This window comes from Hwangdonia seohaensis, assembly GCF_031932625.1.
Taxonomy (GTDB): Bacteria; Bacteroidota; Bacteroidia; order Flavobacteriales; family Flavobacteriaceae; genus Hwangdonia; species Hwangdonia seohaensis.
Map to the genome: position 1 here is coordinate 330,718 of NZ_JAVSCK010000003.1, position 25,540 is coordinate 356,257.

Here is a 25,540-nt window from a genome sequence, read left to right on the forward strand (position 1 = left end):
ATCCATAAAAAGTTACAGATAAACTTTTTTTCATATACATTTGTAGCTTCAAAAAATCAAGTATGGCGAAGAATTTAGTAATTGTTGAGTCACCGGCAAAAGCAAAAACCATTGAAAAATTTTTAGGAAAAGATTTTAAAGTGGAATCGAGCTTTGGGCATATCGCCGATTTACCTTCAAAGGAATTGGGCGTTAATGTTGATGGTGATTTTAAACCAAAATACGAAGTTTCCAAAGATAAAAAAGCAGTTGTAAAAAAGCTGAAAGACTTAGCTAAAAAAGCAGAAATGGTTTGGTTGGCAAGTGATGAAGATCGCGAGGGTGAGGCCATAGCATGGCATTTAGCAGAGGCTTTAAAACTGGATAAAGAAAAAACCAAACGTATCGTTTTTCACGAAATTACTAAAACGGCCATTCAACGTGCTATTGATAATCCACGAGGTATCGATTACGATTTGGTCGATGCGCAACAAGCCCGCCGTGTGTTAGACAGAATTGTGGGTTACGAGCTCTCTCCCGTGCTTTGGCGTAAGGTAAAGGGCGGTTTGTCGGCAGGTCGTGTGCAATCCGTTTCAGTGCGGTTAATTGTTGAGAAGGAACGGGAAATCCAAGAGTTTAAACCGGTAGCGTCTTATAGGATTGATGCCGAATTTTCAAACGAAGACGGTCAAACCTTTAAGGCCAAATTACCTAAGAATTTTTCAACTAAAGCAGAAGCCCAAAAATTCTTGGAAAAAAATGCTTCAGCAGATTTTAAGGTAGCCGATTTACAAAAAAAACCAGCTAAAAAATCACCTGCAGCACCATTTACAACGTCTACATTACAACAGGAAGCCTCGCGTAAATTATATTTTTCGGTAAGCAAAACCATGACGATGGCACAGCGCCTTTACGAAGCCGGTTTAATTACTTATATGAGAACCGATAGCGTGAATTTATCCGACGAGGCCAGAAAGGGCGCAGAAGCAGAAATTAAGGCAGCCTTTGGCAATAAATACAGTAAACCAAGAAATTATAAAGGCAAAGCAAAAGGCGCACAGGAAGCACATGAGGCCATTCGTCCAACAAATTTTGCAACACATGCCGTTGATATAGATTACGACCAAGCCAGATTGTACGATTTAATTTGGAAACGCGCCATCGCCTCGCAAATGAGCGAAGCAGAATTGGAGCGTACCAATGTAAAAATTAGCGCTTCAACGCATAAAGAAGCCTTTACGGCAAACGGAGAAGTCATCACTTTTGATGGGTTTTTAAAAGTGTATTTAGAAGGTACAGATGATGAAGATGTCGAGCAAGAAGGTATGCTGCCGGCAATGAAAACCAACGAGACTTTGCTCAACAATTACATTACCGCAACCCAGCGCTATACGCGTCCGCCAGCGAGATATACCGAAGCTTCTTTGGTTAAAAAATTAGAAGAATTGGGTATTGGCCGTCCATCTACTTATGCACCAACCATTTCAACCATTCAAAATAGAAATTATGTTGAGAAAGGTACGGTTGAAGGCGAAGCGCGAAACTATACGCAGCTAACTCTTAAAAACGGAAACGTAAAAGATAAAACGCTTACTGAGAAAGTGGGCTCCGATAAAGGGAAACTCGTTCCAACAGATATAGGAATGATTGTAACCGACTTTTTGGTGAATCATTTTGAACATATATTAGACTATAATTTTACAGCAAAAGTTGAAGAAGATTTTGATGACATTGCTGAAGGGAAAGTAGATTGGACTAAAATGATGAAAGATTTTTATAAAGATTTTCATCCCACAGTTGAAGATGTTCAAGAAAATGCCGATAGGGAATCCGGAGAGCGTGTTTTAGGAAAAGACCCCAAAACAGGCAAACAAGTAAGTGTGCGCTTGGGTAAATTTGGCCCCATGGTACAAATAGGTACGGTTGATGACGAAGAAAAACCACAATTTGCAAGCCTAAGCCCCGACCAACAATTAAATACCATTACTTACGACGAAGCCATGGATTTATTCCAGCTTCCAAAAGATTTAGGAACTTTTGAAGGTGAAGACGTGCAAGTTAATAACGGCCGTTATGGCCCTTATGTAAAACACGGCGACGTATTTGTATCGTTACCAAAAGGCACCGATCCGTTAAGCGTAGAGCTGGACGATGCCATTGTTTTAATTAAGGAAAAGCAAAAAGCCGATGCACCAATATATATGTATAAAGATTTGCCGGTGCAAAAAGGTAAAGGGCGTTTTGGGCCATTTATTAAATGGAACAATATGTTTATTAACGTGAACAAAAAGTACGATTGGGATAATTTATCAGATGATGATATTGTTGAATTGATTGAAACCAAAATTCAAAAAGAAATAGATAAAGTCATCCATAATTGGGAAGAAGAAGGCATTCGTGTTGAAAAAGCACGTTGGGGAAGACACAACGTTATAAAAGGAAAAATAAAGGTAGAATTGGTAAAAACCATTGATGTGTCAGACATGACATTGGAAGAAGCCAAGGCCTTGATTGAAGCTAAAACACCCAAGAAAAAACCAGCAAAAAAGAAAGCAACCAAGAAAAAAACAACGGCTAAAAAGAAATAATTTATGAACTTTAATTTTCTCGCACCTGTTTCAGATTTGGTTGTAGCACATAACGAGTTACTTTCATCACAGGCTTTAGGACGGAAATTACGAATTCATTCTGCTCAAAATGGTATCCCCGATTTAGATGGTGTTGATATTGCTATTCTCGGTGTTTTAGAAAATAGAAATGACGTTAATTATATAGGTGAAGAATTTCAGCTTAACGAAATCAGAAAATCACTTTACGCACTTTTCCCCGGTAGTTGGAACACCACGGTTGCCGATTTAGGTAATATCAATAAGGGCGAAAGTGTTGAAGATACTTATTTTGCATTAAAAGAAGCCATTACCATATTGGTAAAAAAGAATATTATTCCACTTATATTGGGTGGCTCACAAGATTTAACCTATGCCAATTACAGGGCTTACGATGCCTTGATACCTATGGTTAATATCGTAAATGTAGATAGTAAGTTTAATTTAGGAGATTCGGCAAAACCCATAAAAAACAACAGTTTTGTGGGCAAGATTATTTTAGACGAACCCTACAACCTGTTTAATTACGCCACCATTGGCTATCAAACTTATTTTAATTCGCAAGAGGAAATCGATTTGATGGACAAACTGTATTTCGAATCGTATAGATTAGGTCAGGTGTCGAACGATATAACCATTGTGGAGCCCGTCCTGCGCGATGCCAATATTGTAAGCATCGATTTAAGTGCGGTAAAAGCGTCAGAGCTTAGCACAAACCAAAAGTTTTCACCCAATGGCTTAGATGGTAAGGAAATTTGTGCCATTGCACGTTATGCGGGTATAAGTAATAAGGTGTCGTCGTTCGGTATTTACGAATATAAGCCATCAAAGGACGATGAGATTACATCGCTGTTAATTGCCCAAATGATTTGGTATTTTATTGAGGGTGTTAACTTTAGAGTGAAGGATGATGATTTCTCAAACGAAAAGAACTATCAAAAATTCATTACTTTAGTGGATGAGCAAGAACTGGTATTTTACAAGAGTGTGAAAACCGGCAGATGGTGGATTGAGATTCCTTTTTTATCAGAAGTCAATAATAAATTAAAAAGGCATACGTTATTACCTTGCATGCATCAGGATTATATAGATGCCTGCAAAAATATGGTGCCAGAACGTTGGTATAAAGCATTTCAAAAGAATTGTGTCTAATAGACAAAGTATGGTCAAACTGTTTATTTTGTCGGTGAAATGTAATTTTTTCACGATGAAATGTAATTTTTTTGTAAAAAAAGTTGTTTTTTAAAAAATATATAAATATGTTTACGCTCTCGAATATGAAGCTTAAATAATTAACCTCGAGTTTTCTATGGATATGAAGAAGTTTATTTTATTAACCGCAGTATTAACATTACTAGCTAGTTGTGGCTCTAAAGATAGAGGGGAATTAGTTGGTGTTAAAGGTAAAAAATGGCACCCAGAAAAGCCGTATGGGATGGAACTTATTCCTGGTGGCGCATTTATAATGGGTAAAGCCGACGACGATCTTGCCGGAATACATGATGCTCCTGCAAAAACAGTAACTGTTAGAGCGCTTTACATGGACGCTACCGAAATCACCAATAGTGAGTACCGACAATTTGTTAATTGGGTAAGAGATTCTATAGTAAGAATGAAACTTGCTGTTTTGGCCGATGAGGTTGGAAAAATTCCAGAAGATGGAGGTATTGGAGAGTATGCGTTTAAAGATGCCGATACTGCAAACATGTCGGTTTACGAAAAATACATGTTCGAAAACTACACCGGTTTAGGACCAACAGGTTATGAAGGAAGAAAAATAAATCACGATGTCGATTTAATTTTTGATACCGCTGAATACCCAGATGAGTATTACACCGAAGTGATGGATACCATGTATTTGCCTCTAGAGGAGTCTTACAATGGGCAGCGTACTTGGGATGTTAAAAAGTTTAAGTTCCAATATAGCCACATGGATATCCAAGAAGCCGCTAGAAACAGAGGTGTAAAACGTAAAGACGTTATCATTAAAGAAGAAATTGAGGTTTACCCAGATACAACCGTTTGGATTAGAGATTTTGCTTATTCGTATAACGAGCCTATGCATAACGATTATTTTTGGCACGATGCCTATAGCGAATATCCAGTTGTAGGTTTAACTTGGAAACAAGCCAAGGCCTTTTGCGAGTGGAGAACCATTAACAAAAATGCTTACCAGAAATCTAAAGGGGCAGCCTTTGTTAATAGATTCAGATTACCATCTGAAGCAGAATGGGAGTATGCCGCTAGAGGTGGGCTGCAAGCCGCAACATATCCTTGGGGAGGCCCTTATACAAAAAGTGACAGAGGATGTTTTATGGCAAACTTTAAACCCGTTCGTGGCGATTATGCAGCAGATCAAGCGTTGTACACCGTAGAAGCCAAATCTTATGAGCCAAACGATTATAACTTATATAATATGGCCGGTAATGTTTCAGAATGGGTAAATGCATCTTACGATCCAAACTCATACGAGTACACATCAACAATTAATCCAAGTGTAAACGATAATAACAATCAACGTAAAGTTGTTAGGGGCGGTTCTTGGAAAGATGTAGCTTACTTTTTACAGGTAAGTACGAGAGATTACGAATATGCAGATTCTGCAAGAAGTTATATAGGTTTCAGAACAGTGCAAGATTACATGGGGACACAAGTAACAAGAAACGCTGGAAACAGATAAATATTAAATCAAATCAATAATAATAACTATTAATTAACCTACTTAAGTAATACTACTTAAAATTAAAAACCGAAAATTATGGCACAGTCAAAAGCAAGTAAAAGATTTATGAATATGGCTTACGGATTAGGAGCATCAATTGTAATAGTTGGCGCCCTGTTCAAAATTATTCACTTTGAAATAGGTCCTTTAACAGGTAACGTTATGTTAACCTTAGGCCTTGTAACCGAAGCAATTATTTTTGCAATATCAGCATTCGAACCCGTAGACGACGATTTAGATTGGTCGTTGGTGTACCCAGAATTAGCTGGTGGAACGTCAAGCGCAAAAGAAAAAGAAAACCCACAAGGGTTGTTGTCTAAAAAATTAGACGAATTATTAAAAGACGCCAAAATTGATGGCGAATTAATGGCTAGTTTAGGCGATAGCATTAAAAACTTTGAAGGTGCTGCAAAAAACATATCTTCAACTGTAGATTCTGTTGAGGCTACTAAAAAGTATGGCGAAGAGTTAACCCTTGCTGCTGCACAAATGGAGTCTTTAAACAGTTTATACAAAGTACAGTTGGAAAGCATCAATAAACAAGCAGCTATTAACGAAGAATCTGTAGAAAATGCTGCTAAATTAAAAGAGCAAATGCAATCTTTAGCGTCAAACTTATCGTCGTTAAACGGCGTATACGGTGGTATGTTAACTGCAATGAACAAAAACTAATTAGGGGGTTAACCCAAATTAATAATTAACCAAAAACCTAATTAGACATGGCAGGAGGAAATTTATCACCACGACAGAAAATGATTAATCTGATGTATTTAATATTTATAGCGATGCTAGCTTTAAATATGTCGAAAGAAGTGCTTTCAGCCTTCGGATTAATGAACGAAAGACTTGTAGAATCTAACGAAGCCGCCGAGGCACGTAACAATAGTTTTGTAGCAAGTTTAAACCTAAAGGCAGAAGAGCAGCCTGATAAGTATCTGCCTTTAAAGGCCGATGCTGAAAATTTGCATAAGTTGGCTACTGATTTTGATTCGTATTTATCAGAATTAAAAACAAAAATGACTTCTACGGTCGATGACCCTACCGATTATGAAATTATGGATAAAGGTGATTACCTAGACCAAAATTTCTTTAAAGGCGATAAGCTAAAACCAGAAGGGCAGGAGTTTTTAAGCCAAATAAATACCTTTAGAGAAGGTGTAGTAGCTTTGTTAGAGGATAAAAAAGGAATGGAAAACGTTATTAAAGACGTTAAGGAGAAGTTTAATACCGATCAAGAAATAAACAGGGACGGTATAAAAGTAGATTGGTTGGATTACCACTACAAAGGCTTTCCTTTAGTGGCATCTTTAACTAAAATGACACAGCTTCAAGCCGATATTAAAACGACTGAATCTGAAGTTTTAGGTAACATGTTACAAGGGACACTTTCAAGTGAGGTGTCCATGACCAACTATACAACATTAATGGAAACAACAAAATCGGCTTATTTTAACGGTGAGCAGTTTGATGGACAAATTGTGTTAGGTCGTAAAGATGCTTCTACTAAACCTACTAGAGTAGAATTAACTTTAGATGGCAGACCGTTATCTGAAAACCAATATTCTATTGAAGATGGTAAAGTAAAGTTGAAGATAGGAACTGGTGGTGTAGGCGAGCATAAAATTGAGGGTAAATTAATTTTTGCCCAAGATGGCGAGGAAATTGAAGTTCCTGTAAACTCATCTTTCGCAACCGTTGCTAAACCAAATGCGGCAACCATTTCAGCAGATAAAATGAATGTGGTGTATAGAGGTGTTAAAAACCCAATGACCATTTCATTTGCTGGTATTCCTGATAACAAAGTAACTGCAAGCGCTCAAGGTTTATCAAGAGGTTCTGGTAGTAGCTATGTAATGGATGCTACAAGAATTAAAGGTAGAGAAGTTACTATTAACGTTACCGGTACATTACCGGATGGCGGTAAAGTTAGCGATAACGCAAAATTCAGAATTAAAGATTTACCAAAACCAACAGGTACGGTAAGAGGTGAAGATGGAGCATTAAAAATGCAACGTAACAGTCTTGAAATATCGACTATTGGTGCTAAATTTGACGATTTCGATTTCGAATTGCCATTGCGTGTTACAGGCTTTAAATTTAAAGTTCCTGGGCAACCCACAATAAATGTTAACGGAAACAAGTTAGATAGTAGGGCAAAAGGTGCTTTACGTAAAGCTAAACGTGGTTCTGGAGTTCAAATATTCGATATTGAAGCTAAAGCCAGTGGTGTTAGCGTGATACTAAAAAAGGTATCTCCGGTATTTGTTGAGCTTACAAACTAGATAAAACCATTAGGGATAATTTTATTTAAAATTATCCCTAATAATTAAATTGTAAAATAAAAATTAAGATGAACTTAAAAAGTTTTTTATTAACCGTAACAGCTGTTTTTACAGTGTCTGGTGTAATGGCTCAAGCCAATATATTAAACGCTAAAAGCCCTGAGGAAATTGGGGTGAGAACAGAAGCCCAAAAAGCAGTCGATAACGATAAACCATTGGAATATGGGTACGTTGACGATAGAGATGTTCTTTTCGCTAAAATGGTTTGGGAAAAGATTGTTCTTGATGAGCGCTCTAATTTTCCGTTGTATTACCCTATCGATACCAACAATATTGGTAAAAATAGACGCTCGTTATACGACGTACTTATGAAAAGCGTAAAGGATGGAAAAATAAAAAACATTTACGATGATTCGTATTTTACAACTAAGAGAACTTTAAAGGATATTGAAGCGGCCTTAACCATGATTGATACTACCGAATTGGGTATCGAACAAATTAATGCTGGTGAGGAGTTATCGCCTGAATATATCAACAGACGTGATATAACAGCTGCTGATATTAAAGAGTATCATATTAAAGGACTTTGGTATTTTGATAAACGTCAATCTGAAATGAAATATCGTTTATTGGGAATCGCACCAGTGGCACCCGATGTGAATTTTATTGATACCGACGAGCCAGATTTAGTACCTCTTTTTTGGGTGTTTTTCCCAGATGCGAGAGAAGTGCTGCACGAGGCAAAATCGTTTAACAACGAGAACAGCTCCATTCCTTTTTCTTTCGATCATATATTGAATTCGAGACGTTTTCACGGATATATTTATAAAGAAGAAAATGTTCAAGGTGATAGAAAAATTAGCGAATATGTATCTGAAAATGCATTGATGCAATTATTGGAATCTGATCGTATTAAAGATAAAATTCGAGATTTCGAATTAGATATGTGGACGTACTAAGTCGCACAAAATATAATATCATAAAAATGAGGCTGCCTGAAAAGACAGTCTTTTTTTTGTTATTCCTTTAAAGATTGGAATCCATTTTCTGAGTATCTTCGCAACTTATGCAAGTAGATTACATTATAGTCGGTATCGGGTTGGCGGGCATTGGTTTTTGCGAGCAGTTAAAAGCCAATAACAAAACATTTGTAGTTTTTGATGATAAATCGCAGCAATCGTCTGTGGTTGCTGGCGGTCTGTACAATGCAATCGTGTTAAAGCGCTTCACACCGGTTTGGAAAAGCAAAGAACAATTGCAAATGGCATTACCCATATATGCCAATTTGGAGCGAAGCCTAAACGTTAAATTGGATTATAAAATTCCGGTATATCGGAAATTCGCATCGCTTGAAGAGCAAAACGATTGGTTCGCAGCATCCGATAAACCACAGCTGGCCGAGTATCTATCAACAAACATTATTAAAAACGAAAATGACGCCATTGATGCGCCTTTTGGTTTTGGTAAAGTATTGCGAACGGGTAGAATTGACGTAAAGTGTTTAATAGATGCTTATAAAAAACAGCTGATAAAAGAGAACTTGTTTTTTGAAGAAGCTTTTAATTATGAGGCTGTTGAACTTTTAGAAAATGGTATGGCATACCAAAACATAAAAGCAAAACACATTGTATTCGCCGAAGGTTTTGGAGTTGTTAAAAATCCTTTTTTTAATACATTGCCCTTAGTGCCAACAAAAGGCGAACTGTTAATAATTGAAGCTCCGGACTTAAAGATTGATTTTGTGTTGAAAGCCGGTGTGTTTTTAATTCCGCTGAAAGATGATTTGTATATTGTTGGCGCCACTTACGAGTGGGAGGATACCACAAATAAAACCACGGAGAAAGCCAAGAACGAGTTGTTACCCAAACTTAAAAAACATATTAATTGTTCGTTTAAAGTGGTTAATCAAGTTGCTGGCATACGGCCAACGGTAAAGGATAGGCGGCCTTTAGTGGGGCAACATGCTATACATAAAAACATGTATGTGCTAAACGGATTGGGCACCCGCGGGGTTATGATTGGTCCTTATGTGGCGCATCAGCTTTATAATTTTATTGAAAACGATGTGCCTTTGGATAATGAAGTTGATATTAAACGTTTTACCAATTTGAGTTGAGGTTTTGCGTTAGGGATAGTAGTGGAAAGCCCACAGCGACGCAGGAGCGAGGATTTGTAGCGGATAGCCCGACCACTTGCCCTGAGCGCAGTCGAAGGGTTGTGGTAACGCCCAAAAAGACATTATTTTTTAGCCAAATTTTTGTCGTAATGAATAAAAAGGTTAATCCAAATATTTCTGGAAACCCTTAAAATAACAGGCATAAAAACAATGAGTGTTGCTATTATGGAGATAAAAACGGTATGTATGCTGGCATTGAAAACAAAAAACGAAATGACAAAAGCTGCGGTTGCAAACGCGATACCAACGGCATAACTTACATACATGGAGCCGTAGAAAAATGACGGTTCCATTTTGTATTTGGTGCCACAATTCGAGCAATTTTCGTGCATGCTTAAAGCCTCGGTAAGTATGTACGGATTCTTGTTTTTAAACATAGATTCTTCGTGACATTTAGGGCAAGAGCCAGTAAAAATGCTATATAATTTTGTTCCTTTTTTAAACATATATTTTAATGTACTTTTGCATTCGCAATCGAAAAAATCATTTCTCTACCTTTTGTGGAGATTTACTTTTTAAAATTGTCATTCTCTCGAAAGCGGGAATCTGGTGCAAAAATAAACTTTAATAATAAAGAGTTAGTAATATAAGTTACATTTCTATGATGAACATTCATAATTTATCGATTTCGTTTCAAGGCGAATACCTATTTGAAGACATTACTTTTAAACTTGGTAATGGCGACAGGGTAGGTCTTATTGGAAAAAACGGCGCCGGTAAATCGACGATGCTAAAAATTTTATCGAAAGAAATGGAACCCGATTCTGGGCAGATTGCGGCCGATAAAGAACTTAAAATAGGTTTTTTAAAGCAGGACATTGATTTTGTTTTTGGAAGAACGGTGCTTGAGGAAGCTTACGAAGCATTTACCGAAATTAAAGAACTGGAAGCCAACATGGAAACGGTAAACACCCAAATGGCAGAGCGTACCGATTATGAAAGTGAAGGCTACCACCAACTTATGGTTGATATTAACGAGCTGCAGCATCAATATGAAATTTTGGGCGGTTACAACTACCAAGGCGATACCGAAAAGATTTTACAGGGTTTGGGTTTTAAGCGCGAAGATTTTAATATGCTTACCGATACCTTTTCTGGCGGTTGGCGCATGCGTATCGAACTCGCAAAGCTCCTGCTTCAGAATAATGATATATTATTATTAGATGAGCCCACAAACCACTTGGATATTGAATCTATTATCTGGCTTGAAGGTTTTTTAAAAAACTACCCTGGCGCTGTGGTTATTGTGTCGCACGATAAAATGTTTCTGGATAATGTAACCAACCGAACCATTGAAATTTCGTTAGGTAGAATTTACGATTATCCGAAACCTTATACCAAGTATTTGGTGTTGCGTGAAGAATTGAGGACCCAACAATTGGCATCCCAAAAAAATCAGCAAAAACAAATTGAGCAAACCGAGAAACTTATCGAGAAATTCAGGGCCAAAGCCTCAAAAGCCACCATGGCGCAATCTCTTATAAAAAAGCTTGATAAAATTGATAGGATTGAAGTTGATGAAGATGATAATAGTGTGATGACACTTAATTTTCCGGTATCGATTACCCCTGGTAAAGTGGTGGTTGAAGCTGAAGGTGTTTCGAAAAATTACGGCGACAACCAAGTTTTAAAAGATATAGATTTACTTATTGAGCGCGATAGCAAAACAGCATTTGTTGGACAAAACGGACAAGGTAAATCGACACTTGCAAAAATTATTGTTGGCGATATTAAATACAACGGTTATTTAAAGTTGGGCCATAATGTACAAATTGGCTATTTCGCTCAAAACCAAGCGGAGTATTTAGACGGAGGTAAAACGGTGCACGATACCATGGTTGATGCTGCAAACGAAACCAATAGAAGCAAAGTGCGCGATATTTTGGGCTCGTTTTTATTTAGGGGCGATGAGGTAGATAAGTACGTGCGCGTGCTTTCTGGGGGCGAACGCAACCGTTTGGCATTGGCTAAATTAATGTTGCAGCCTTTTAATGTTTTAATCATGGATGAGCCTACAAACCACTTAGATATTAAATCTAAGAATGTGTTGAAAGAAGCTTTGAAACGATTTGAAGGTACTTTGATTCTTGTTTCGCACGATCGAGACTTTTTACAGGGTTTAACCAATAAGGTTTACGAATTTAAAGACCATAAAATAAGAGAATATTTAGGCGATATCGATTATTATTTAGATCAGCGTAAAGTTGAGAGTTTGCGTGAAGTTGAAAAGCGCACTGTTGTTAAGGAAACGCCTAAAGTAAAAAAACAACAATCTTATGAAGACCAGAAAAAGCTAAAGTCTTTAAATAATAAATTGAGCAATGTCGAGTCGAAGATTAATCAATTGGAACGCGAGATAAAAGCTATTGACCAATCGCTCGAAATTAATTACGAAGAAGTGACATCTCAACCCAATTTCTTTGATAATTATCAGAAAAAGAAATCTGATTTAGAGGGTTTTATGCAAAAATGGGAAAATATCCAGCTTGAGATCGAGCAGTTTGCCGATTGAGATATGTTAAAATTTAATGCATTTCATCGATTAAAATAGTATTTAATCCATTAAACACCTATTTTCGTAAGTGAATTAATCCCAAATCTATTTAAGATGAAGACTTTAAAATTAATAGTTGCATGCTTTCTTGTGTCGGCATATTCTTTTGCCAACATTTCCTCAAACGAAAAAGACGCACTAATAGCCTTATATAATTCAACAAATGGCAGCGAATGGAACTCTTCGTGGGATCTGAATGCATCTATTGATTCGTGGTATGGTGTAACTATTGAGAACGAAAAAATTGTAGAACTTAATTTACCATTTAACAACCTTCAAGGAAATTTACCGAAAGAAATCGGAAACCTTGTTTCTTTGAGAAAGTTAAATTTTGGGTTTAATAAATTAACGGGAAAGATTCCATCCGAATTAGCGAATTTAAAAGCACTGACTTCTTTAGAATTGTTTATGAATAATTTTGAAGGCGAAATACCATCAGAACTTGGAAGCCTGAAAAAATTGGAATCATTAAAATTATACAGCAATAAGCTCACAGGAAATATCCCAATGGAGCTGATGGGTTTAACCAACTTAAAAGAGCTTTTATTGGGAAGCAATTTTTTAACGGGAACGATTCCTAACCAAATTTACGCTTTGTCAAAATTAGAAAAGCTAAGTGTTATGGACAATAGAATGGATGGCGAAATACCAGTTGAGATAGCACAATTAACCCAGTTACAAGAATTACTATTGTCGAGCAATAAATTTTCAGGCGATTTGCCAATGGAGTTTATGAACTTAACAAAGTTGAATACATTTATGGTAAGCGATAATAATTTAAATAAAGAGTACATAAGTGTTTCCGGAAAGAATCCACCGAGTTTAATGCATTTAGAATTACAGAATGCAACAGCTACAATGGATATTGAAAAAGATTAGTTAGAGTAAAGTTTGTTTCATAAATTAGTAAAATAGATAGCAAGTTATTGTTATCTATTTTTTTTAGTTTCTGTTTTGTATGAAAGAACATTATTTTACATGCCCGCATTGCTGGGAAAACATCTCAATGTTATTGGATAGCTCAATCGCAAACCAAAAATATATAGAAGATTGCGAGGTGTGTTGTAATCCCATTCAAGTCTCTGTACAATTTTCAAATTCGGAATTAATACATTTTCAGGCAGATAGCATCGGTCAATAATATTTTTGATTTTTATGTTTGCTAAAATTAAAAAGGGTTGTATATTTGCAGTCCGAAATGATTAGGTCGGCATTATGAACCGAAAGTTAAAAGCTAAGACAATCATTTTTTGGATTATATCGCGGGATAGAGCAGTAGGTAGCTCGTCGGGCTCATAACCCGAAGGTCACTGGTTCGAGTCCAGTTCCCGCTACAAAGAGAAAGTCCTCTAAAACAAACGGTTTAGTTCACTCTAAACCGTTTTTTTATGCAATCTATATACAATTTCATTACCTTCGATGTCGAAAATGAACACGATTTGGAACACGATTTAGAACACAAAACCTTATTTTCCACTCCCAAAATTTACGATGCTGACGGCGATCTTTCAAAACGTTGGTATGTCTATTTTTCATTTGTAAATCCGAAAACGGGAAAATTGAAACGGATGAAAAACATCTACGGAAAGACCAACCGATATAAAACCAAAGAGTCCCGGTATTTTTTATTGAGATTGTATAGAAAGCGGCTACTTAAATTGCTCCAACAAGGGTATAACCCTTTTGAAGACAACACTTGGTTGCTTGAAAAGTATAGTGGCCAATCCACCGAAAACGCTATTGAAAAACCCAAAAACACAAATAATGAAGTAAAAGCGGTAAAGATGTCGGAAGAAACATCTGTGCTAGAGGATGGAAAACAGAAATTAACCCCAAAGGAGGCTTTGGAATACGCCCTGAGGTTAAAAACAAATGTGGTTGGGGAACGAACCTTGGTTGATTACAAAAGCCGTTGCGAATTGTTTGAAAAATGGTTGACCGAGCATTCCAAAGAAACTGAAACCATTGATAAAGTAGGTAAAAAATTGGTGTCAGGGTTTTTAAACGACGTACAGTTGCGGACGTCACCTAGAAACAGGAACAATTACAGAACTTGTTTGAGCAGTATATTCCAGGTATTGGAGGACAACGATATCATAGATAAAAATTTTGTTAAAAGCATTAATACGTTAAAGACCAATCCGAAGCGCAATAAAACATATACGGAAAAGCAACATCAAGATATTTTTGAATATCTCGAAGAAAAAGACCCACTTTTGCTTCTCTATATCAAGTTCGTGTCCTATAATTTCCTGAGGCCCATAGAGGTCTGCAGGTTACGGGTAAAGGATATCGATTTAAATTCTAAAACACTCCAGTTCAAGGCCAAAAACAAGACCTTAAAAACCAAGCTAATCCCGGATTTACTGTTGAAAGAACTGAAAGACCTATCCGATATGGATGGAAGCTTGTTTTTGTTTACTCCCGATGGAATAGGAGGTAATTGGGAGGCTACACTAGGCAGTAGGAGCGGATATTTTAGTAAGCGATTCAGGAAGGTGGTCAAAGAGCATTTTGGTTTGGATAAAAATTATGGACTATATAGTTTTAGGCATACTTTCATAACAAAGCTATATCGATCATTAGTCGAAGAAACATCCCCTTTTGCGGCCAAGAGTGTTTTAATGCAAATTACTGGACATGCTACCATGTCTTCCCTTGAAAAGTATTTAAGGGATATTGATGCAGAACTGCCTAAAGATTATTCAATTTATTTAAAGTAAAAGATATGGAAGCAACTAAGGAAATGGAAGCGCTATTAAAGCGCATATATATGCCATCTGTATTTTATTTCCCAAAAGCGCTGTTTCCCAATTTATCTGCAGAAACCAAAAAGATGTTAATGGAGTATCGGTTTTTTGAGGATATTGGAATAATAAAGACAAACGAAGATATCCGTTCGCTTCGGATACCGACAAACGCTTTAGAAATATATAAAAAAGACAATGTTTTAGAAGGCAATCTTTTTCAGCTTTTGGAAATGAAAGATCGACTTGGACGTGAATCTTTTCGGTTTTTGTTTGATAAGTACCTCTCAAATGTGAAGGCATGGATTTTTGCCTATAAAAGGCTACTTGAGAATTTTGACAGTTGCATGCCCAAAACCTCCAAAAATAAAAAAATATTTTTCGAGTATCAGTGCAGGGCTCTAGATGACCATTTGATAAAACTCAATCAAAAATTCCAGTTTAATTTCAAAAACACCAAGACCACCAATTTGATTGATGTTTTATCAAAGCACAAAAGTGCATTTCCATTTAATAAATCGATTCATCACAGCTTAATAAGAAGTATTGAGAAAAATGATAATGAAAAAGAGCGTGAAACAAAGAAGCCAATAAAAAAACAATTATTGTTAACAGAAAAGGAAGCTGATGAATTTCTGCTAAAAACAGTTTTTAACGTTAAGACAGACCATAAATAATGTGATTAAAGAGACCATAAATGGTTTTTGAAATCAAATCATAAATAAAAACCATGAATAAACCCACAAGAACAGCTTCAATTAACCTAAAGTTGCCTGACGAACTAAAAGCAAAATTAAAAACCAAGGCGGAAATAAAACAGCAAACAGTTTCTAAATATATACGGGAATTGTTATCCAATTATTTTGATGGATCGTTGTGCAAAAATGAAATGGTCAGAGATGAAAAAAAATCTTTTATTAACTCTACGGGCTTTTTAAAACTCATTGTTTGGATGTATTCCAAAAAGCGTTCTGGAACAAAAATTGAAACCCAAACCGATCTTGATAATTACATGGGAACGCTAAAAAAAATCGAACAACATTTGCCGGAAAACTTGGTAAAAGAATTTGATAAAGTATTATTTGATCTTTTAAGAGTGGCTAATTTAAATTCGGATTGTTCTAGTGTTTTTCAATTTGCGGATGGTTCAAGCTCAACACCCCAATTTGACTTTGAAAAATTCGAAAAATACATATATCAGTTTGAAAAACCATTAACAATTCCAGATTCGTTAAAGAAAAGATTCTAAAAAAAGAAAATAATATAAAAGTGATAATTATCGTGATAAAAAGATGATAAAAAAATATCACGCTGTTTTTGCTCCATGGGTTTTTAATGGTTTTGTTATTTAATTCCCCATTTTAAAGGGGTTTTGGGGTGCAAATAAGAGTGCAAAATTCTTTTTGCAGCAAATGTGAAGTGATAATATTTTAGTGTTGTTATGTGTAAATTCAATAAATTATTGTTTTATACAACGTGTTTAAATAATTATACTTGGTTTTCTACATGTTTTAAGCACCTCATTTAGCAAATACAACAGAGCCCGAAAGTATGGCATTAATATATAGAATGGTAGCTTAAATGAAAAAGTGTAAAACTAGGGTTGATTGAACAAGGAATAATTTGCGAAAACAAGGTTATGCCATAGTGAAAGGAGTTGTCTTTTTAAGAGAACTTTGTTTCTAGTTTAGCTTAAAATTGCTTGTTTTTTAACTCAGTTCTTTGTTGTAAAACGTTATTTATTTTGTTCCGTTAAATTTATTCTTTTAAAAAATCCGTAATCAGACAATTCATTTACATACATTTTCTCTTTAGGGTAAAATTCAAAATTTATGCTACTATATTCAGGTCGATTGTCTTTTTCATTTTCTTTTAGTCTAAAGAATTGCAAATAATCTACTATTCCATCTGTTTCTCTAATCCAAATTCCGCCTTTTTGAATAGTTAGTGTGTCGGTTTGTAAGTTTCCGTGTTTTCTTTCGATTCCGTAAAAAGTAAGCTGGTATTTACTTTCTTTTACTTTATCAAAATAGTATAAATGTTTTTCATTCCAACCAGATTTATTCTGGTAATATTTTATGTTGACATTTATATCTTCATAGTTTTTGTTTTCTGTTTTTATATAACCATTGTCTGAATTTCCATTGTTTAGCGATAAATCAAGGGATTTAATAACATTGTTTGAATCAATTTCTGTAATGAGTCCAGTTTCAACTTCATAACTTTTTTTTGATGTAAAATTTGATGTTGAATCGAGAATCACAGTTCCACTTCTGTGACTATCATAATTTCCGCTATATGTGTATTTATAGATTACTTTTTCACTATTATGAATCTTCTGTATATAAACGCTTGCTAATTTTTCATTATAATCACAATTCGAAAGAATCAAGGTCATAAATAAAATGTACAGAAGTTTCTTCATAATGTTTTACAACGGTTGGTATAAGATTAGTGCGCCAACCAAAAAATAAGGTCGCTAATCGTTAATTTGCAACAGCGCATTAATTTTATACGATGTTGTACAATGTTTTTTTAAATCAGTTTATAATGTCAGATGTAGATTTTGATAAGTTATTCAATAAAGAACCTAAAGATGTTCGTTTTTTGTGGTCAAACAAAGAAAAGTCAGAGGTCAAAGCGTTTTATGAGCCAAAAGATGTTTTGAAAACTCTTATTGATGTTTTGGATAGTCCAAAATTCAATGAAAATGTTTTAGCAAATCATCTATTGATTCTATCGACAGCCTTTTCCATTCAACACCTTTCCCGTTTTGGACACGAAGATAAATTTTATCAAGAGCTATATCGTCTATGTCAAAACCATATTTCTGGTCAGACAACAAATCGTGAAAAATCAACAGGTCATTAAACTCAAATAGTTTGAAATCAATTCTGGTATATTCTCCGTCTTTAATTTTTAAAATCATTAGTTTTTTGTCTAATGACAAAGGTGGTAAAACGTATTCAGTTCCGTTTCCAACGTTCCATCGTGAGTATGTTACGTCTAAATCATTGTTTTCAAAATGTTTATTCATTTAATGTTCTGTTTTTAAATATTGTACAACGGTTGGTATAAGGATAGTGCGCCAATGAAAAGAAAGTCACTATCCATTAACTAAGCATCGTATGGCGCATTATTTTTATACGGTGTTGTAGCAAGTTTTTATTATGGAGTATAAAGATAAAGAAAACGAGTTGTTCTTTAAGTCATGTTTTGAATTAGATAAATGCACTGGTTTAATCAGTCCTGTTATTCAAAAGATGTTTTCGGCTCAAAAATTATTTGACAACAATGAATTAAATTACAGAGAGGCTATAAAAGACATTGAAGACAAGGAAAGGTTTTTAAGCATTCTTAATTGTCTTTCTTTCGCTTTAAAAGAGTTTGACTCCTTCTCATATAGTAGTCGTTAAGCTCAGGATTGTCTTTGTAAAGACTAGATAATTCGGCGGCTAATTTAGATGCGTTTTCTAATTCGTGGTTTCCGATTTCTCTTGAATCTAATCCGCCTAAAAGTGTCATTATGATTCTCTTGTCAGATTCCGAGTAAAATGAATTGTATTTCATGTCTGTTTCTAACTTTGTCATTTCTTTGTCTTTAATAGCAGATGCTAATTGTTTTATTCTATCCATTGGTGTTCTGTTTAAATTTGCTACAACGGTTGGTATAAGGATAGTGCGCCAATGAAAAGAAAGTCACTATCCATTAACTAAGCATCGTATGGCGCATTATTTTTATACGGTGTTGTAATTAGTTTAAATCCCATTTACCATGTCTATTGTAAAATCAGAGTGTGTTCAAGAAATAGATCTAATAAAAGGAGCTCTCCCTAGAGTAATTAAAAAAATCTTTCAGTCAGAGACTTATATTGTCAGTGACGAGCAATTTTTTAATATTGTGGTTAAAGACCCTGAGAAACTAAACGAATTATTGTCTAACCTTTTATCGTCTTTACAATCTTTTTCAGACGGTCTTGATAGTACTCTTTATTCTGGCTTTCGTGGTCGATAAAGTACTGTCCGATGTCTTGCGCTAATTTTCTCTCGCTATTGGAATAGTCACGCCCACCTAATACTAAGTACTTAAGGGCATTTCTTTTCGTAGCATCTTTAATTTTAGCATTGTCGAATACGGACTGTAATTGTCCGAAATCTAAATCTATGAATTGATCGCAAAAAACTTGAAATTCGTTTCTTTTCATTTGGGTTGGTTTAAATTAATTACAACGGTTGGTATAAGGATAGTGCGCCAATGAAAAGAAAGTCACTATCCATTAATTAAGCATCGTATGGCGCATTATTTTTATACGGTGTTGTGTGACGTTTTATTATGTTTAAGTCGGTTTATAATTTTATTAAATCAGTTTTCAATTCAGATAATTGGATTCCTTTTAGAACACATTATAAACGTGAATTTAAGTGTTATAAGTTCTTTTTCATTACTGTCGCTAAAATCAGTCGCAAGATTCATTAGGAAGCATTGCGATTTACAAATAAATTCGTCTAATTACATTCGTTATGGATTTAGTATTAAAAAAATTAAATAAAGCGAAACAACTTTTAAATCTGTCAGAAGATGAATTTAAAGGTATTTGTCTAGCTATTGAAGAAATGAAAATTAAAGAAAAACACGATTTATTTTATATAAGTCAACAATTAAATGACATTAAAGAGATTGAAGTTCTTTGTCAGCGTATATTAAAGCGTTCAGAAAAGCGAGAAAATTCAGGTCAACCGACAAGAATTTCCCTTGTAGAAGCGATGAACGATGCGATTGAGGAAGAGCTTTCAAGAAAGACATCGTAACTCTGTGTAATTTTTCGAGTTCTTCTTTTGTTTTGTTATTTTCATAGTTCAAAATTTTATTATTAACGTGTCTTAAATGACACACAACGGTTGGTATAAGGATAGTGCGCCAATGAAAAGAAAGTCACTATCCATTAATTAAGCATCGTATGGCGCATTATTTTTATACGGTGTTGTAAACAGTTTTTTTATGTCAGACAATAACTCGGTTTTCCAAGACGATTTAAATAAAATCAGACATGACATTGAGTGTTCATCAAATGAGATTAAGTTTTTAATTCCTAACTTAATTACTAAAATCGAATACAATAAAGTAGTCAATAGTTTGTCAAATCCGTTAAACCTGAATGAAGAACAGTTAAGAGAATACTTGAAAGAAACTAAATCCTTTGTTTCGCTTCTTGAATCTTACTGTAAATCTGTTTAAGTTCATTTTTTGCCATTGTATTGTTGTCTATTAACCTTGATACAACAATACCAATCGAACATAAAGGACCGAATGACATTTTTGAGATATCATTAAGCAAAGCATCTTTAAGGCGGTATTCAAATTCCGAAATGCTACTTGATTTTATTTCTAATACCATATAGTGCATATCGTCATAGGTTTTGTCTTTATATTTATTTATAAACCTCTGTAATTCGATTTCGTGCTTTTCTGTTGGACTTGAATGTTTGTTCATAAATGTATTGTTTTTAATTGTTTACAACGGTCTTGTATATGGCTCGTAGCGTGCAAATTATGAAATTATTTTCGGATTAAGCACGAGCCAAATTTTTTAATTTTCTTATTACCTTTTTCTCAATAAGCCAAATTAAAAAATTTGGCGGACTGGCAAATATGCCTTAACTTCGTTTAAGCAACTGATTAGCTATGAGCTATATACGTTGTTACCACCAGTTTTTTTATCCGATGTTGTTTGTGTTTTCCTTTACCCATTTTATCATAATTCCCAACGCCATTTTAAATTGAAAAATTTCGCCTAAATCAAAACTTGGTTCTGGACTTGACAAAGGATGTTCATAAAAGCACGAAAATATTTTACTTGGTACATTTTCAGGTTCTGAAAGTTGATTAAATTCATTAGCGTAGAAACCCAATCGGCTGACAATAAAACCCATCAGTTCGTTTTCAGCTGTCGGAATGTTATAAGTTCGTGCTTGGTCAACAATCTTCATTATATATTTTGGATTGTTTATTGGATTGTCAGGATTATTTTTTGAATAATACCACATTGCTATTGTTGAATTGAACAGAATAACTTCAAATTTACCTTCGTCAGTTAAATCTTTATATGCTTGTTTTAATTCTACAATTCCGCCTTTTGCAATCATAAATACTCTATCCTCAATGGTAAAATTTCCAAATGGTGTTTCTGTATATTTTGATTTGTTTTTAGCCGGTTCGTAGCTCTGATTGTTTAATGGATTTGAAGGGTCGTTTAAAGCATCTTTAATTTCTTTTTTTGATTTGAAAATGTCGAATAGTCCCATTTTTTAATTTATTAGTTAAACATTTGATTTGATTTCCACTCCATATATTCTCCGATTTCATCGAGCATTTTTTGTTGTGGATAGTTATGTGGATAAGTCCATTTGTGATTATGTTTCCCTAACATTGCCATTTGACCAACCCATTCAATTTCGGTTTTATTGAAGGTTTCTGTAATAATGAAATTTGTTGCAGTTGTTTGTCCTTCTGCTCGAATATGGATTTGGTCTCGCGTAACTTTTACAACTTTTGCGCTTGGTTCTTGAGTTAGCTTGCCAACAAGAAATTCATATTTTTTAGCCATTCCGCCTTGCATATCAACTTGGCGTTTTAGCATTTGGTCTTTATCACGAAAAAAATTATATAGAACAAAGCCAATAATTCCGATTATTAGTAAAATCCAAATCATATTTTAAATATTATCAATTAGTTGTGGTGGAATAGTTTTTTCAATTTTATAATATGCTGGACCTTTGTCTAAAACTTCTTGAACGATATTAGACATTTCGAGTTGTTCCGCCATAATATGTAATTTTCCGACTGTTTGTTGATAAGCATACATTATTGTTATAAAACCTCTTTGAATTGTTGGAACTATAATTTTCGCATCGATAGCTATATTTCCTTCTTCAATTCTGTCATCTACACCTTTAGATGCGATAAATGCAATTGCAAGTAATGTTTCTCCAAATTCGGAACGACTTGGATTTTGCTGAATTTGTGGATAGACGTCTTGAACCATAACATTAATTCCGTTGAAGGCTTTTGCTAATCGGTTAAATTCTTTTCCTTTTTTTAAAAAATTGAACATAGGCTTGAATTTTTTTCAAATTGGTGGTAACGGTTGGTATAAGATTAGTGCGCCAACCAAAAAATAAGGTCGCTAATCGTTAATTTGCAACAGCGCATTAATTTTATACGATGTTGTGTTTAGTTTTTATTCAATGTCGGAAGAATTAATTGTTTCCAAAGATGTAAAAGAATTAAGAAGTAAAAAACACATTAACGTAGCAATTACAATTGTTAAGTTATTAAAAGGTTATAGTGTTTCTGATATTAGTCAAATTATACGAGTAACAGAAACATTAGTTAAAGATAACTCTAAGTTATAACCTGTTTTCTATATTACTGTTTAACAATCTTAATTTACCTGATAAATCTTTGTTAGATTTTTTTAGGTTTTTTACTTCTGTTTTTAATTGTTCCGTTACAGAAACTAAATCGCTTATAGCGTCTAAAATGTTTTGTTCATTCATAGGTGTTGTTTTTAACATCGTATTTTTTGTCAGTCGCACGCAACAGTTGCGCTCTGCTAAGGTCAGTAAAAAGTTATGTCTTTAAAATCCGAAATAGAACCAAAAAAAAACGAGATAGCCAATGCCGATGCTATTAAAGAGTTTCTTTACCATAGCCTTAAAGAAAAGGACTTAAAAGAACTCGACCAAATGTTTACTTCTTTAGAGGGTCAGAATTTTACAAACTTTGATGATGATTGTATAAATGTATATTTAGCCAAAATTAAACTTTTAGGTCTTATTTGTTCCAAATCTCCAACAAGCCTTCGTTCAGTTCGTCTAAAAAATCCAAACATTTCTTTGCTTGTAACTGACCATTAGGTAATGATTCCATTCTTTCAAATTTAGGTACTTTATGCATAAACATAATAGGTAGTTTGGTTTTATTCTCTAATTGAAATTCTATTAATTTTTCTTTCGCATAATCTTTCACTTCTTTATATTTATCTTCTTGAAATACAGCATTTTGTAATCCGTCTGTTAAATCTTGATATATATTTATTTCTTTATAATTTTCGTCTTTCTCTTCCATGTTCGGTTGTTTTAAATTAAACACAACTTATTTATATGGGTTATTAAATGCATCATAATATTCCATTACGGCGGGATAACGATGTATTTTTAATAAAATTTCCATTGTTATTATTTTAAGTTCTTCATTGCAATATAATAAAATTCTTATAATGTGTCGAGGGGATTCTTAATGTCTTTTAAATTGGTTGTGGTAACATGGGTATAGATCATTGTGGTTTTTGGACTGTTATGACCCAGTAGTTCCTGAATATACCTTATATCCGTTCCACTTTCCAATAAATGTGTGGCAAAACTATGTCGTAAGGTATGTAACGTGGCATGTTTTTGTAGTTGAGCTTTTAGTAGGGATTTTTTTAAAACCTGTCGCGCACTGACTTGGGTATAAGGCGCTCCATCGCGTCCTTCAAATAAGTAAACTTTGGGTTTATAGTGATTGGTGTATGTAGTAAGTAATGGTATTAAAGAGTTCGAGAGTAATGTGTATCGGTCCTTTCTGCCTTTTGCAGCTTTAATGTGTATTAAATTTCGCTGATAATTTATGTCTTCTGGTTTTAGCGAAAGTGCCTCTCCAATTCTAAGACCTGCCGAATATATGAGACTTAAAAGTGTTTTATGTTTAATGTTTTTGGTATTGTCAAGTAAACTTTTTATTTCGTTCTTACTAAATACGGTTGGCAACTTTTTGTCCTTATCAGGGCGTTGTATATCCAGTGATTCTACATCAATATTTTTAAAAGAAAAAAAATGTTTAATGCCGCTAATACATTGATTTTGATAAGAAACAGATTTTCTCGATTTGAAGATAAAATCATAATTAAATTGTTCGATACTTCTAGTGGAAAGACTACTTATTTGCTTTAAATTCATGTACCGTATAAATAATACCGTTACTTCAACATAGGTGTTAACTGTGTTTAGACTAAAGCGTTTTTGCTCCAACCACCTTTTAAATTTGTCCATTTCTGTTTTTTGCTCAAAGTTTAAAACAGGCAATTTGGAAATGATAGTTGTCTTTTTTTGACTCGTCTTTTCTATAGATTTTGATATCGACTTAAAGGCACTATAGTCAACAAACCACTTTTGTGTTCTAAAATAGTTGAACAATTCTGAAATGGCATTTTTATGGTAAGGCAGGTAATACGTATTATGGGTTTTGCTATAATTTACATTGGGAAAAGATTTCACACAGTTCGCAACTTGTTTATTATCCTTAAAGTTAATTAGAATGTATTGTATTTCCTTCTTCCAAATAGGTTTTAGGGTTATAATGGTCATAAGTTTTTTCTTAAAAATACTTTTAATATTTAATTTATAAGTATATTAAACGAATATTATACGTGTAATATTCGACTAACTCATTTATATGAAAACAATAAAATGCCTAACATGCGCTAAGGAAATTCAAGGGAGGTCTGATAAAAAATTCTGCGATGTACACTGTAAAAGCTCTTACCATTACAAACGTGCTCAAGAAGAAGCACCACGCTTTTACAACAAGGTAGACAATCAGTTAAAACGCAATAGGCGTATTTTAAAATCCTATAATAAAGCAGGAAAAGCGACGGTGCGGGCCCAGGTTTTACAAAATCAAGGGTTTAACCCTAAATTTTTTACCCATTATTGGAAAAACCACAAAGGCGATGTTTATCTTTTTGTTTATGAATATGGTTTTTTAAGAAAAAATGAAAATAACATCGAAAAATATATTTTAATCCAATGGCAGGATTATATGGATTAAATGTTTTTAGCTAATTACCGAGTAATAATAAATACCAGGATTTGCATTTATTTATTTATTTGTAATGGCTCATCTGAATAGCTTGTAAACCTATTGAGATACTTAAACTCGTGTTAATTGTATACTGCCTTTTTTAAAAATTTTGTATTTTTGTAACCGGTATGAATAAAGTGTTCCATAAAATAGCGTCTTTTGCAATGGCCTTTGTAGTGTTGTTCTCTACAATGTCCTTTACCCTTAATATGCATTATTGTGGAGATACTTTGGTGGAAACTGCCATATTCCATAAAGTAAAAGGATGCGGCATGGAAATGGAAAAACCTTCTACCGAAGGATGTGCTATTACTAAAAAGGATTGCTGTAAAAACGAACAAACCGTAGTTGAAGGTCAGGATGAATTACAACTTCACGTTGATAAAATTTCTTTCGAACAGCAAGTATTTATAGCTTCATTTGTTTACGCTCATGTTAACCTTTTTGAAGATGTAAATAAAAAATCATCTTCGTTTGAACAGTACAAACCACCACTCGTCACAAAACAAATCTTCAAGATTGACGAGACCTATTTAATTTGATTTTAAACAGAAAACCGTGTTATCCTATGGC

At 34.3% G+C, this 25,540-nt stretch carries 28 protein-coding genes and 1 tRNA gene; 18 read left to right on the top strand and 11 right to left on the bottom strand.

The window, feature by feature from the left end:
- Positions 1-62 precede the first annotated feature (62 nt).
- From topA to RNZ47_RS10580, 7 genes are all read left to right on the top strand, one after another.
- Positions 63-2,567, top strand: a complete 2,505-nt coding sequence (gene topA, locus RNZ47_RS10550; protein ID WP_311939736.1) for a type I DNA topoisomerase — start codon at positions 63-65, stop codon at positions 2,565-2,567.
- 3 nt (positions 2,568-2,570) lie between these two features.
- Positions 2,571-3,737 (top strand): formimidoylglutamase, encoded by a 1,167-nt coding sequence (locus RNZ47_RS10555; protein ID WP_311939739.1) that lies wholly within the window; start codon positions 2,571-2,573, stop codon positions 3,735-3,737.
- Positions 3,738-3,900: 163 nt separating this feature from the next.
- Positions 3,901-5,265 (top strand): T9SS ring complex lipoprotein PorK/GldK, encoded by a 1,365-nt coding sequence (gene porK / locus RNZ47_RS10560; RefSeq protein ID WP_446497230.1) that lies wholly within the window; start codon positions 3,901-3,903, stop codon positions 5,263-5,265.
- A gap of 78 nt (positions 5,266-5,343) precedes the next feature.
- Positions 5,344-5,979 (top strand): type IX secretion system motor protein PorL/GldL, encoded by a 636-nt coding sequence (gene porL, locus RNZ47_RS10565; RefSeq protein WP_311939742.1) that lies wholly within the window; start codon positions 5,344-5,346, stop codon positions 5,977-5,979.
- A gap of 47 nt (positions 5,980-6,026) precedes the next feature.
- On the top strand, positions 6,027-7,589 hold the full coding sequence (porM, locus tag RNZ47_RS10570; protein WP_311939744.1) for a type IX secretion system motor protein PorM/GldM: 1,563 nt from the start codon (positions 6,027-6,029) through the stop codon (positions 7,587-7,589).
- 68 nt (positions 7,590-7,657) lie between these two features.
- Positions 7,658-8,548, top strand: coding sequence for a type IX secretion system ring subunit PorN/GldN (porN, locus tag RNZ47_RS10575; protein WP_311939745.1), 891 nt, complete (start codon positions 7,658-7,660; stop codon positions 8,546-8,548).
- 107 nt (positions 8,549-8,655) lie between these two features.
- Positions 8,656-9,705 carry an NAD(P)/FAD-dependent oxidoreductase gene (locus tag RNZ47_RS10580; RefSeq protein WP_311939746.1) on the top strand — a complete coding sequence of 350 codons (1,050 nt, stop codon included), beginning with the start codon at positions 8,656-8,658 and terminating at the stop codon, positions 9,703-9,705.
- A 122-nt stretch (positions 9,706-9,827) separates the two neighbouring features.
- On the opposite strand, the gene RNZ47_RS10585 is transcribed toward RNZ47_RS10580, so the two are convergent.
- On the bottom strand, positions 9,828-10,211 hold the full coding sequence (locus RNZ47_RS10585) for a DUF983 domain-containing protein (protein ID WP_311939748.1): 384 nt from the start codon (positions 10,209-10,211) through the stop codon (positions 9,828-9,830).
- Between the two features lie 155 nt (positions 10,212-10,366).
- On the opposite strand from RNZ47_RS10585, the gene RNZ47_RS10590 reads away from it, so the two are divergent.
- The 7 genes from RNZ47_RS10590 (at position 10,367) to RNZ47_RS10620 (ending at position 16,315) form a co-directional block, all read left to right on the top strand.
- On the top strand, positions 10,367-12,277 hold the full coding sequence (locus RNZ47_RS10590) for an ABC-F family ATP-binding cassette domain-containing protein (protein WP_311939750.1): 1,911 nt from the start codon (positions 10,367-10,369) through the stop codon (positions 12,275-12,277).
- A gap of 96 nt (positions 12,278-12,373) precedes the next feature.
- Positions 12,374-13,198, top strand: coding sequence for a Two component regulator three Y domain protein (locus RNZ47_RS10595; RefSeq protein WP_311939752.1), 825 nt, complete (start codon positions 12,374-12,376; stop codon positions 13,196-13,198).
- Positions 13,199-13,277: 79 nt separating this feature from the next.
- Entirely contained in the window at positions 13,278-13,460 is a 183-nt protein-coding gene (locus RNZ47_RS10600) for a CPXCG motif-containing cysteine-rich protein (protein ID WP_311939754.1), read from the top strand.
- A gap of 120 nt (positions 13,461-13,580) precedes the next feature.
- A tRNA-Met gene (locus RNZ47_RS10605) sits at positions 13,581-13,653 on the top strand.
- Between the two features lie 54 nt (positions 13,654-13,707).
- Positions 13,708-15,042, top strand: a complete 1,335-nt coding sequence (locus RNZ47_RS10610) for a tyrosine-type recombinase/integrase (RefSeq protein WP_311939756.1) — start codon at positions 13,708-13,710, stop codon at positions 15,040-15,042.
- A 5-nt stretch (positions 15,043-15,047) separates the two neighbouring features.
- Positions 15,048-15,743, top strand: a complete 696-nt coding sequence (locus RNZ47_RS10615; protein WP_311939758.1) for a hypothetical protein — start codon at positions 15,048-15,050, stop codon at positions 15,741-15,743.
- A gap of 53 nt (positions 15,744-15,796) precedes the next feature.
- Positions 15,797-16,315, top strand: coding sequence for a hypothetical protein (locus tag RNZ47_RS10620; protein WP_311939761.1), 519 nt, complete (start codon positions 15,797-15,799; stop codon positions 16,313-16,315).
- Between the two features lie 486 nt (positions 16,316-16,801).
- Here RNZ47_RS10620 and RNZ47_RS10625 read toward each other — a convergent pair whose 3' ends face one another.
- Positions 16,802-17,491: a hypothetical protein gene (locus tag RNZ47_RS10625; RefSeq protein ID WP_311939764.1), complete on the bottom strand. Its 690-nt coding sequence runs from the start codon at positions 17,489-17,491 to the stop codon at positions 16,802-16,804.
- Positions 17,492-17,616: 125 nt separating this feature from the next.
- Between RNZ47_RS10625 and RNZ47_RS10630 the strand changes: the two genes are divergently transcribed.
- Positions 17,617-17,937, top strand: a complete 321-nt coding sequence (locus RNZ47_RS10630) for a hypothetical protein (protein WP_311939766.1) — start codon at positions 17,617-17,619, stop codon at positions 17,935-17,937.
- A 486-nt stretch (positions 17,938-18,423) separates the two neighbouring features.
- Here RNZ47_RS10630 and RNZ47_RS10635 read toward each other — a convergent pair whose 3' ends face one another.
- Both RNZ47_RS10635 and RNZ47_RS10640 read right to left on the bottom strand, forming a co-directional pair.
- Positions 18,424-18,657: a hypothetical protein gene (locus RNZ47_RS10635; RefSeq protein ID WP_311939768.1), complete on the bottom strand. Its 234-nt coding sequence runs from the start codon at positions 18,655-18,657 to the stop codon at positions 18,424-18,426.
- Positions 18,658-19,004: 347 nt separating this feature from the next.
- Positions 19,005-19,271, bottom strand: coding sequence for a hypothetical protein (locus tag RNZ47_RS10640; RefSeq protein WP_311939770.1), 267 nt, complete (start codon positions 19,269-19,271; stop codon positions 19,005-19,007).
- A 316-nt stretch (positions 19,272-19,587) separates the two neighbouring features.
- On the opposite strand from RNZ47_RS10640, the gene RNZ47_RS10645 reads away from it, so the two are divergent.
- Complete coding sequence (locus RNZ47_RS10645) at positions 19,588-19,875, top strand: hypothetical protein (RefSeq protein WP_311939772.1); 288 nt, start codon at positions 19,588-19,590, stop codon at positions 19,873-19,875.
- Between the two features lie 380 nt (positions 19,876-20,255).
- Here RNZ47_RS10645 and RNZ47_RS10650 read toward each other — a convergent pair whose 3' ends face one another.
- The 7 genes from RNZ47_RS10650 to RNZ47_RS10680 form a co-directional block, all read right to left on the bottom strand.
- Positions 20,256-20,558: a hypothetical protein gene (locus RNZ47_RS10650; protein ID WP_311939774.1), complete on the bottom strand. Its 303-nt coding sequence runs from the start codon at positions 20,556-20,558 to the stop codon at positions 20,256-20,258.
- 223 nt (positions 20,559-20,781) lie between these two features.
- Positions 20,782-21,369 (bottom strand): hypothetical protein, encoded by a 588-nt coding sequence (locus RNZ47_RS10655; RefSeq protein WP_311939776.1) that lies wholly within the window; start codon positions 21,367-21,369, stop codon positions 20,782-20,784.
- 11 nt (positions 21,370-21,380) lie between these two features.
- Entirely contained in the window at positions 21,381-21,776 is a 396-nt protein-coding gene (locus tag RNZ47_RS10660) for a hypothetical protein (RefSeq protein WP_311939778.1), read from the bottom strand.
- Positions 21,777-21,779: 3 nt separating this feature from the next.
- The gene (locus RNZ47_RS10665; protein ID WP_311939780.1) at positions 21,780-22,178 is read right to left on the bottom strand and encodes a hypothetical protein; all 399 of its coding nucleotides are present in this window, start codon (positions 22,176-22,178) and stop codon (positions 21,780-21,782) included.
- A 295-nt stretch (positions 22,179-22,473) separates the two neighbouring features.
- Positions 22,474-22,623, bottom strand: coding sequence for a hypothetical protein (locus RNZ47_RS10670; protein ID WP_311939782.1), 150 nt, complete (start codon positions 22,621-22,623; stop codon positions 22,474-22,476).
- 277 nt (positions 22,624-22,900) lie between these two features.
- Entirely contained in the window at positions 22,901-23,194 is a 294-nt protein-coding gene (locus tag RNZ47_RS10675; protein WP_311939784.1) for a hypothetical protein, read from the bottom strand.
- A gap of 146 nt (positions 23,195-23,340) precedes the next feature.
- Positions 23,341-24,471, bottom strand: coding sequence for a tyrosine-type recombinase/integrase (locus tag RNZ47_RS10680; protein WP_311939786.1), 1,131 nt, complete (start codon positions 24,469-24,471; stop codon positions 23,341-23,343).
- Positions 24,472-24,559: 88 nt separating this feature from the next.
- Between RNZ47_RS10680 and RNZ47_RS10685 the strand changes: the two genes are divergently transcribed.
- Together RNZ47_RS10685 and RNZ47_RS10690 are read left to right on the top strand one after the other, a co-directional pair.
- A complete protein-coding gene (locus RNZ47_RS10685; RefSeq protein WP_311939788.1) occupies positions 24,560-24,934 on the top strand; it encodes a hypothetical protein in 375 nt (124 codons plus the stop codon).
- Positions 24,935-25,095: 161 nt separating this feature from the next.
- Complete coding sequence (locus RNZ47_RS10690) at positions 25,096-25,509, top strand: HYC_CC_PP family protein (protein ID WP_311939789.1); 414 nt, start codon at positions 25,096-25,098, stop codon at positions 25,507-25,509.
- The last annotated feature ends 31 nt before the right edge of the window (positions 25,510-25,540 follow it).

Excerpts from the sequence above, each read along its gene's own strand:
- topA (WP_311939736.1), top strand. The coding sequence starts at position 63 with ATGGCGAAGAATTTAGTAATTGTTGAGTCACCGGCAAAAGCAAAAACC.
- RNZ47_RS10555 (WP_311939739.1), top strand. The coding sequence starts at position 2,571 with ATGAACTTTAATTTTCTCGCACCTGTTTCAGATTTGGTTGTAGCACAT.
- porK (WP_446497230.1), top strand. The coding sequence starts at position 3,901 with ATGAAGAAGTTTATTTTATTAACCGCAGTATTAACATTACTAGCTAGT.
- porL (WP_311939742.1), top strand. The coding sequence starts at position 5,344 with ATGGCACAGTCAAAAGCAAGTAAAAGATTTATGAATATGGCTTACGGA.
- porM (WP_311939744.1), top strand. The coding sequence starts at position 6,027 with ATGGCAGGAGGAAATTTATCACCACGACAGAAAATGATTAATCTGATG.
- porN (WP_311939745.1), top strand. The coding sequence starts at position 7,658 with ATGAACTTAAAAAGTTTTTTATTAACCGTAACAGCTGTTTTTACAGTG.
- RNZ47_RS10580 (WP_311939746.1), top strand. The coding sequence starts at position 8,656 with ATGCAAGTAGATTACATTATAGTCGGTATCGGGTTGGCGGGCATTGGT.
- RNZ47_RS10585 (WP_311939748.1), bottom strand. The coding sequence starts at position 10,211 with ATGTTTAAAAAAGGAACAAAATTATATAGCATTTTTACTGGCTCTTGC.
- RNZ47_RS10590 (WP_311939750.1), top strand. The coding sequence starts at position 10,367 with ATGATGAACATTCATAATTTATCGATTTCGTTTCAAGGCGAATACCTA.
- RNZ47_RS10595 (WP_311939752.1), top strand. The coding sequence starts at position 12,374 with ATGAAGACTTTAAAATTAATAGTTGCATGCTTTCTTGTGTCGGCATAT.
- RNZ47_RS10600 (WP_311939754.1), top strand. The coding sequence starts at position 13,278 with ATGAAAGAACATTATTTTACATGCCCGCATTGCTGGGAAAACATCTCA.
- RNZ47_RS10610 (WP_311939756.1), top strand. The coding sequence starts at position 13,708 with ATGCAATCTATATACAATTTCATTACCTTCGATGTCGAAAATGAACAC.
- RNZ47_RS10615 (WP_311939758.1), top strand. The coding sequence starts at position 15,048 with ATGGAAGCAACTAAGGAAATGGAAGCGCTATTAAAGCGCATATATATG.
- RNZ47_RS10620 (WP_311939761.1), top strand. The coding sequence starts at position 15,797 with ATGAATAAACCCACAAGAACAGCTTCAATTAACCTAAAGTTGCCTGAC.
- RNZ47_RS10625 (WP_311939764.1), bottom strand. The coding sequence starts at position 17,491 with ATGAAGAAACTTCTGTACATTTTATTTATGACCTTGATTCTTTCGAAT.
- RNZ47_RS10630 (WP_311939766.1), top strand. The coding sequence starts at position 17,617 with ATGTCAGATGTAGATTTTGATAAGTTATTCAATAAAGAACCTAAAGAT.
- RNZ47_RS10635 (WP_311939768.1), bottom strand. The coding sequence starts at position 18,657 with ATGACAAAGTTAGAAACAGACATGAAATACAATTCATTTTACTCGGAA.
- RNZ47_RS10640 (WP_311939770.1), bottom strand. The coding sequence starts at position 19,271 with ATGAAAAGAAACGAATTTCAAGTTTTTTGCGATCAATTCATAGATTTA.
- RNZ47_RS10645 (WP_311939772.1), top strand. The coding sequence starts at position 19,588 with ATGGATTTAGTATTAAAAAAATTAAATAAAGCGAAACAACTTTTAAAT.
- RNZ47_RS10650 (WP_311939774.1), bottom strand. The coding sequence starts at position 20,558 with ATGAACAAACATTCAAGTCCAACAGAAAAGCACGAAATCGAATTACAG.
- RNZ47_RS10655 (WP_311939776.1), bottom strand. The coding sequence starts at position 21,369 with ATGGGACTATTCGACATTTTCAAATCAAAAAAAGAAATTAAAGATGCT.
- RNZ47_RS10660 (WP_311939778.1), bottom strand. The coding sequence starts at position 21,776 with ATGATTTGGATTTTACTAATAATCGGAATTATTGGCTTTGTTCTATAT.
- RNZ47_RS10665 (WP_311939780.1), bottom strand. The coding sequence starts at position 22,178 with ATGTTCAATTTTTTAAAAAAAGGAAAAGAATTTAACCGATTAGCAAAA.
- RNZ47_RS10670 (WP_311939782.1), bottom strand. The coding sequence starts at position 22,623 with ATGAATGAACAAAACATTTTAGACGCTATAAGCGATTTAGTTTCTGTA.
- RNZ47_RS10675 (WP_311939784.1), bottom strand. The coding sequence starts at position 23,194 with ATGGAAGAGAAAGACGAAAATTATAAAGAAATAAATATATATCAAGAT.
- RNZ47_RS10680 (WP_311939786.1), bottom strand. The coding sequence starts at position 24,471 with ATGACCATTATAACCCTAAAACCTATTTGGAAGAAGGAAATACAATAC.
- RNZ47_RS10685 (WP_311939788.1), top strand. The coding sequence starts at position 24,560 with ATGAAAACAATAAAATGCCTAACATGCGCTAAGGAAATTCAAGGGAGG.
- RNZ47_RS10690 (WP_311939789.1), top strand. The coding sequence starts at position 25,096 with ATGAATAAAGTGTTCCATAAAATAGCGTCTTTTGCAATGGCCTTTGTA.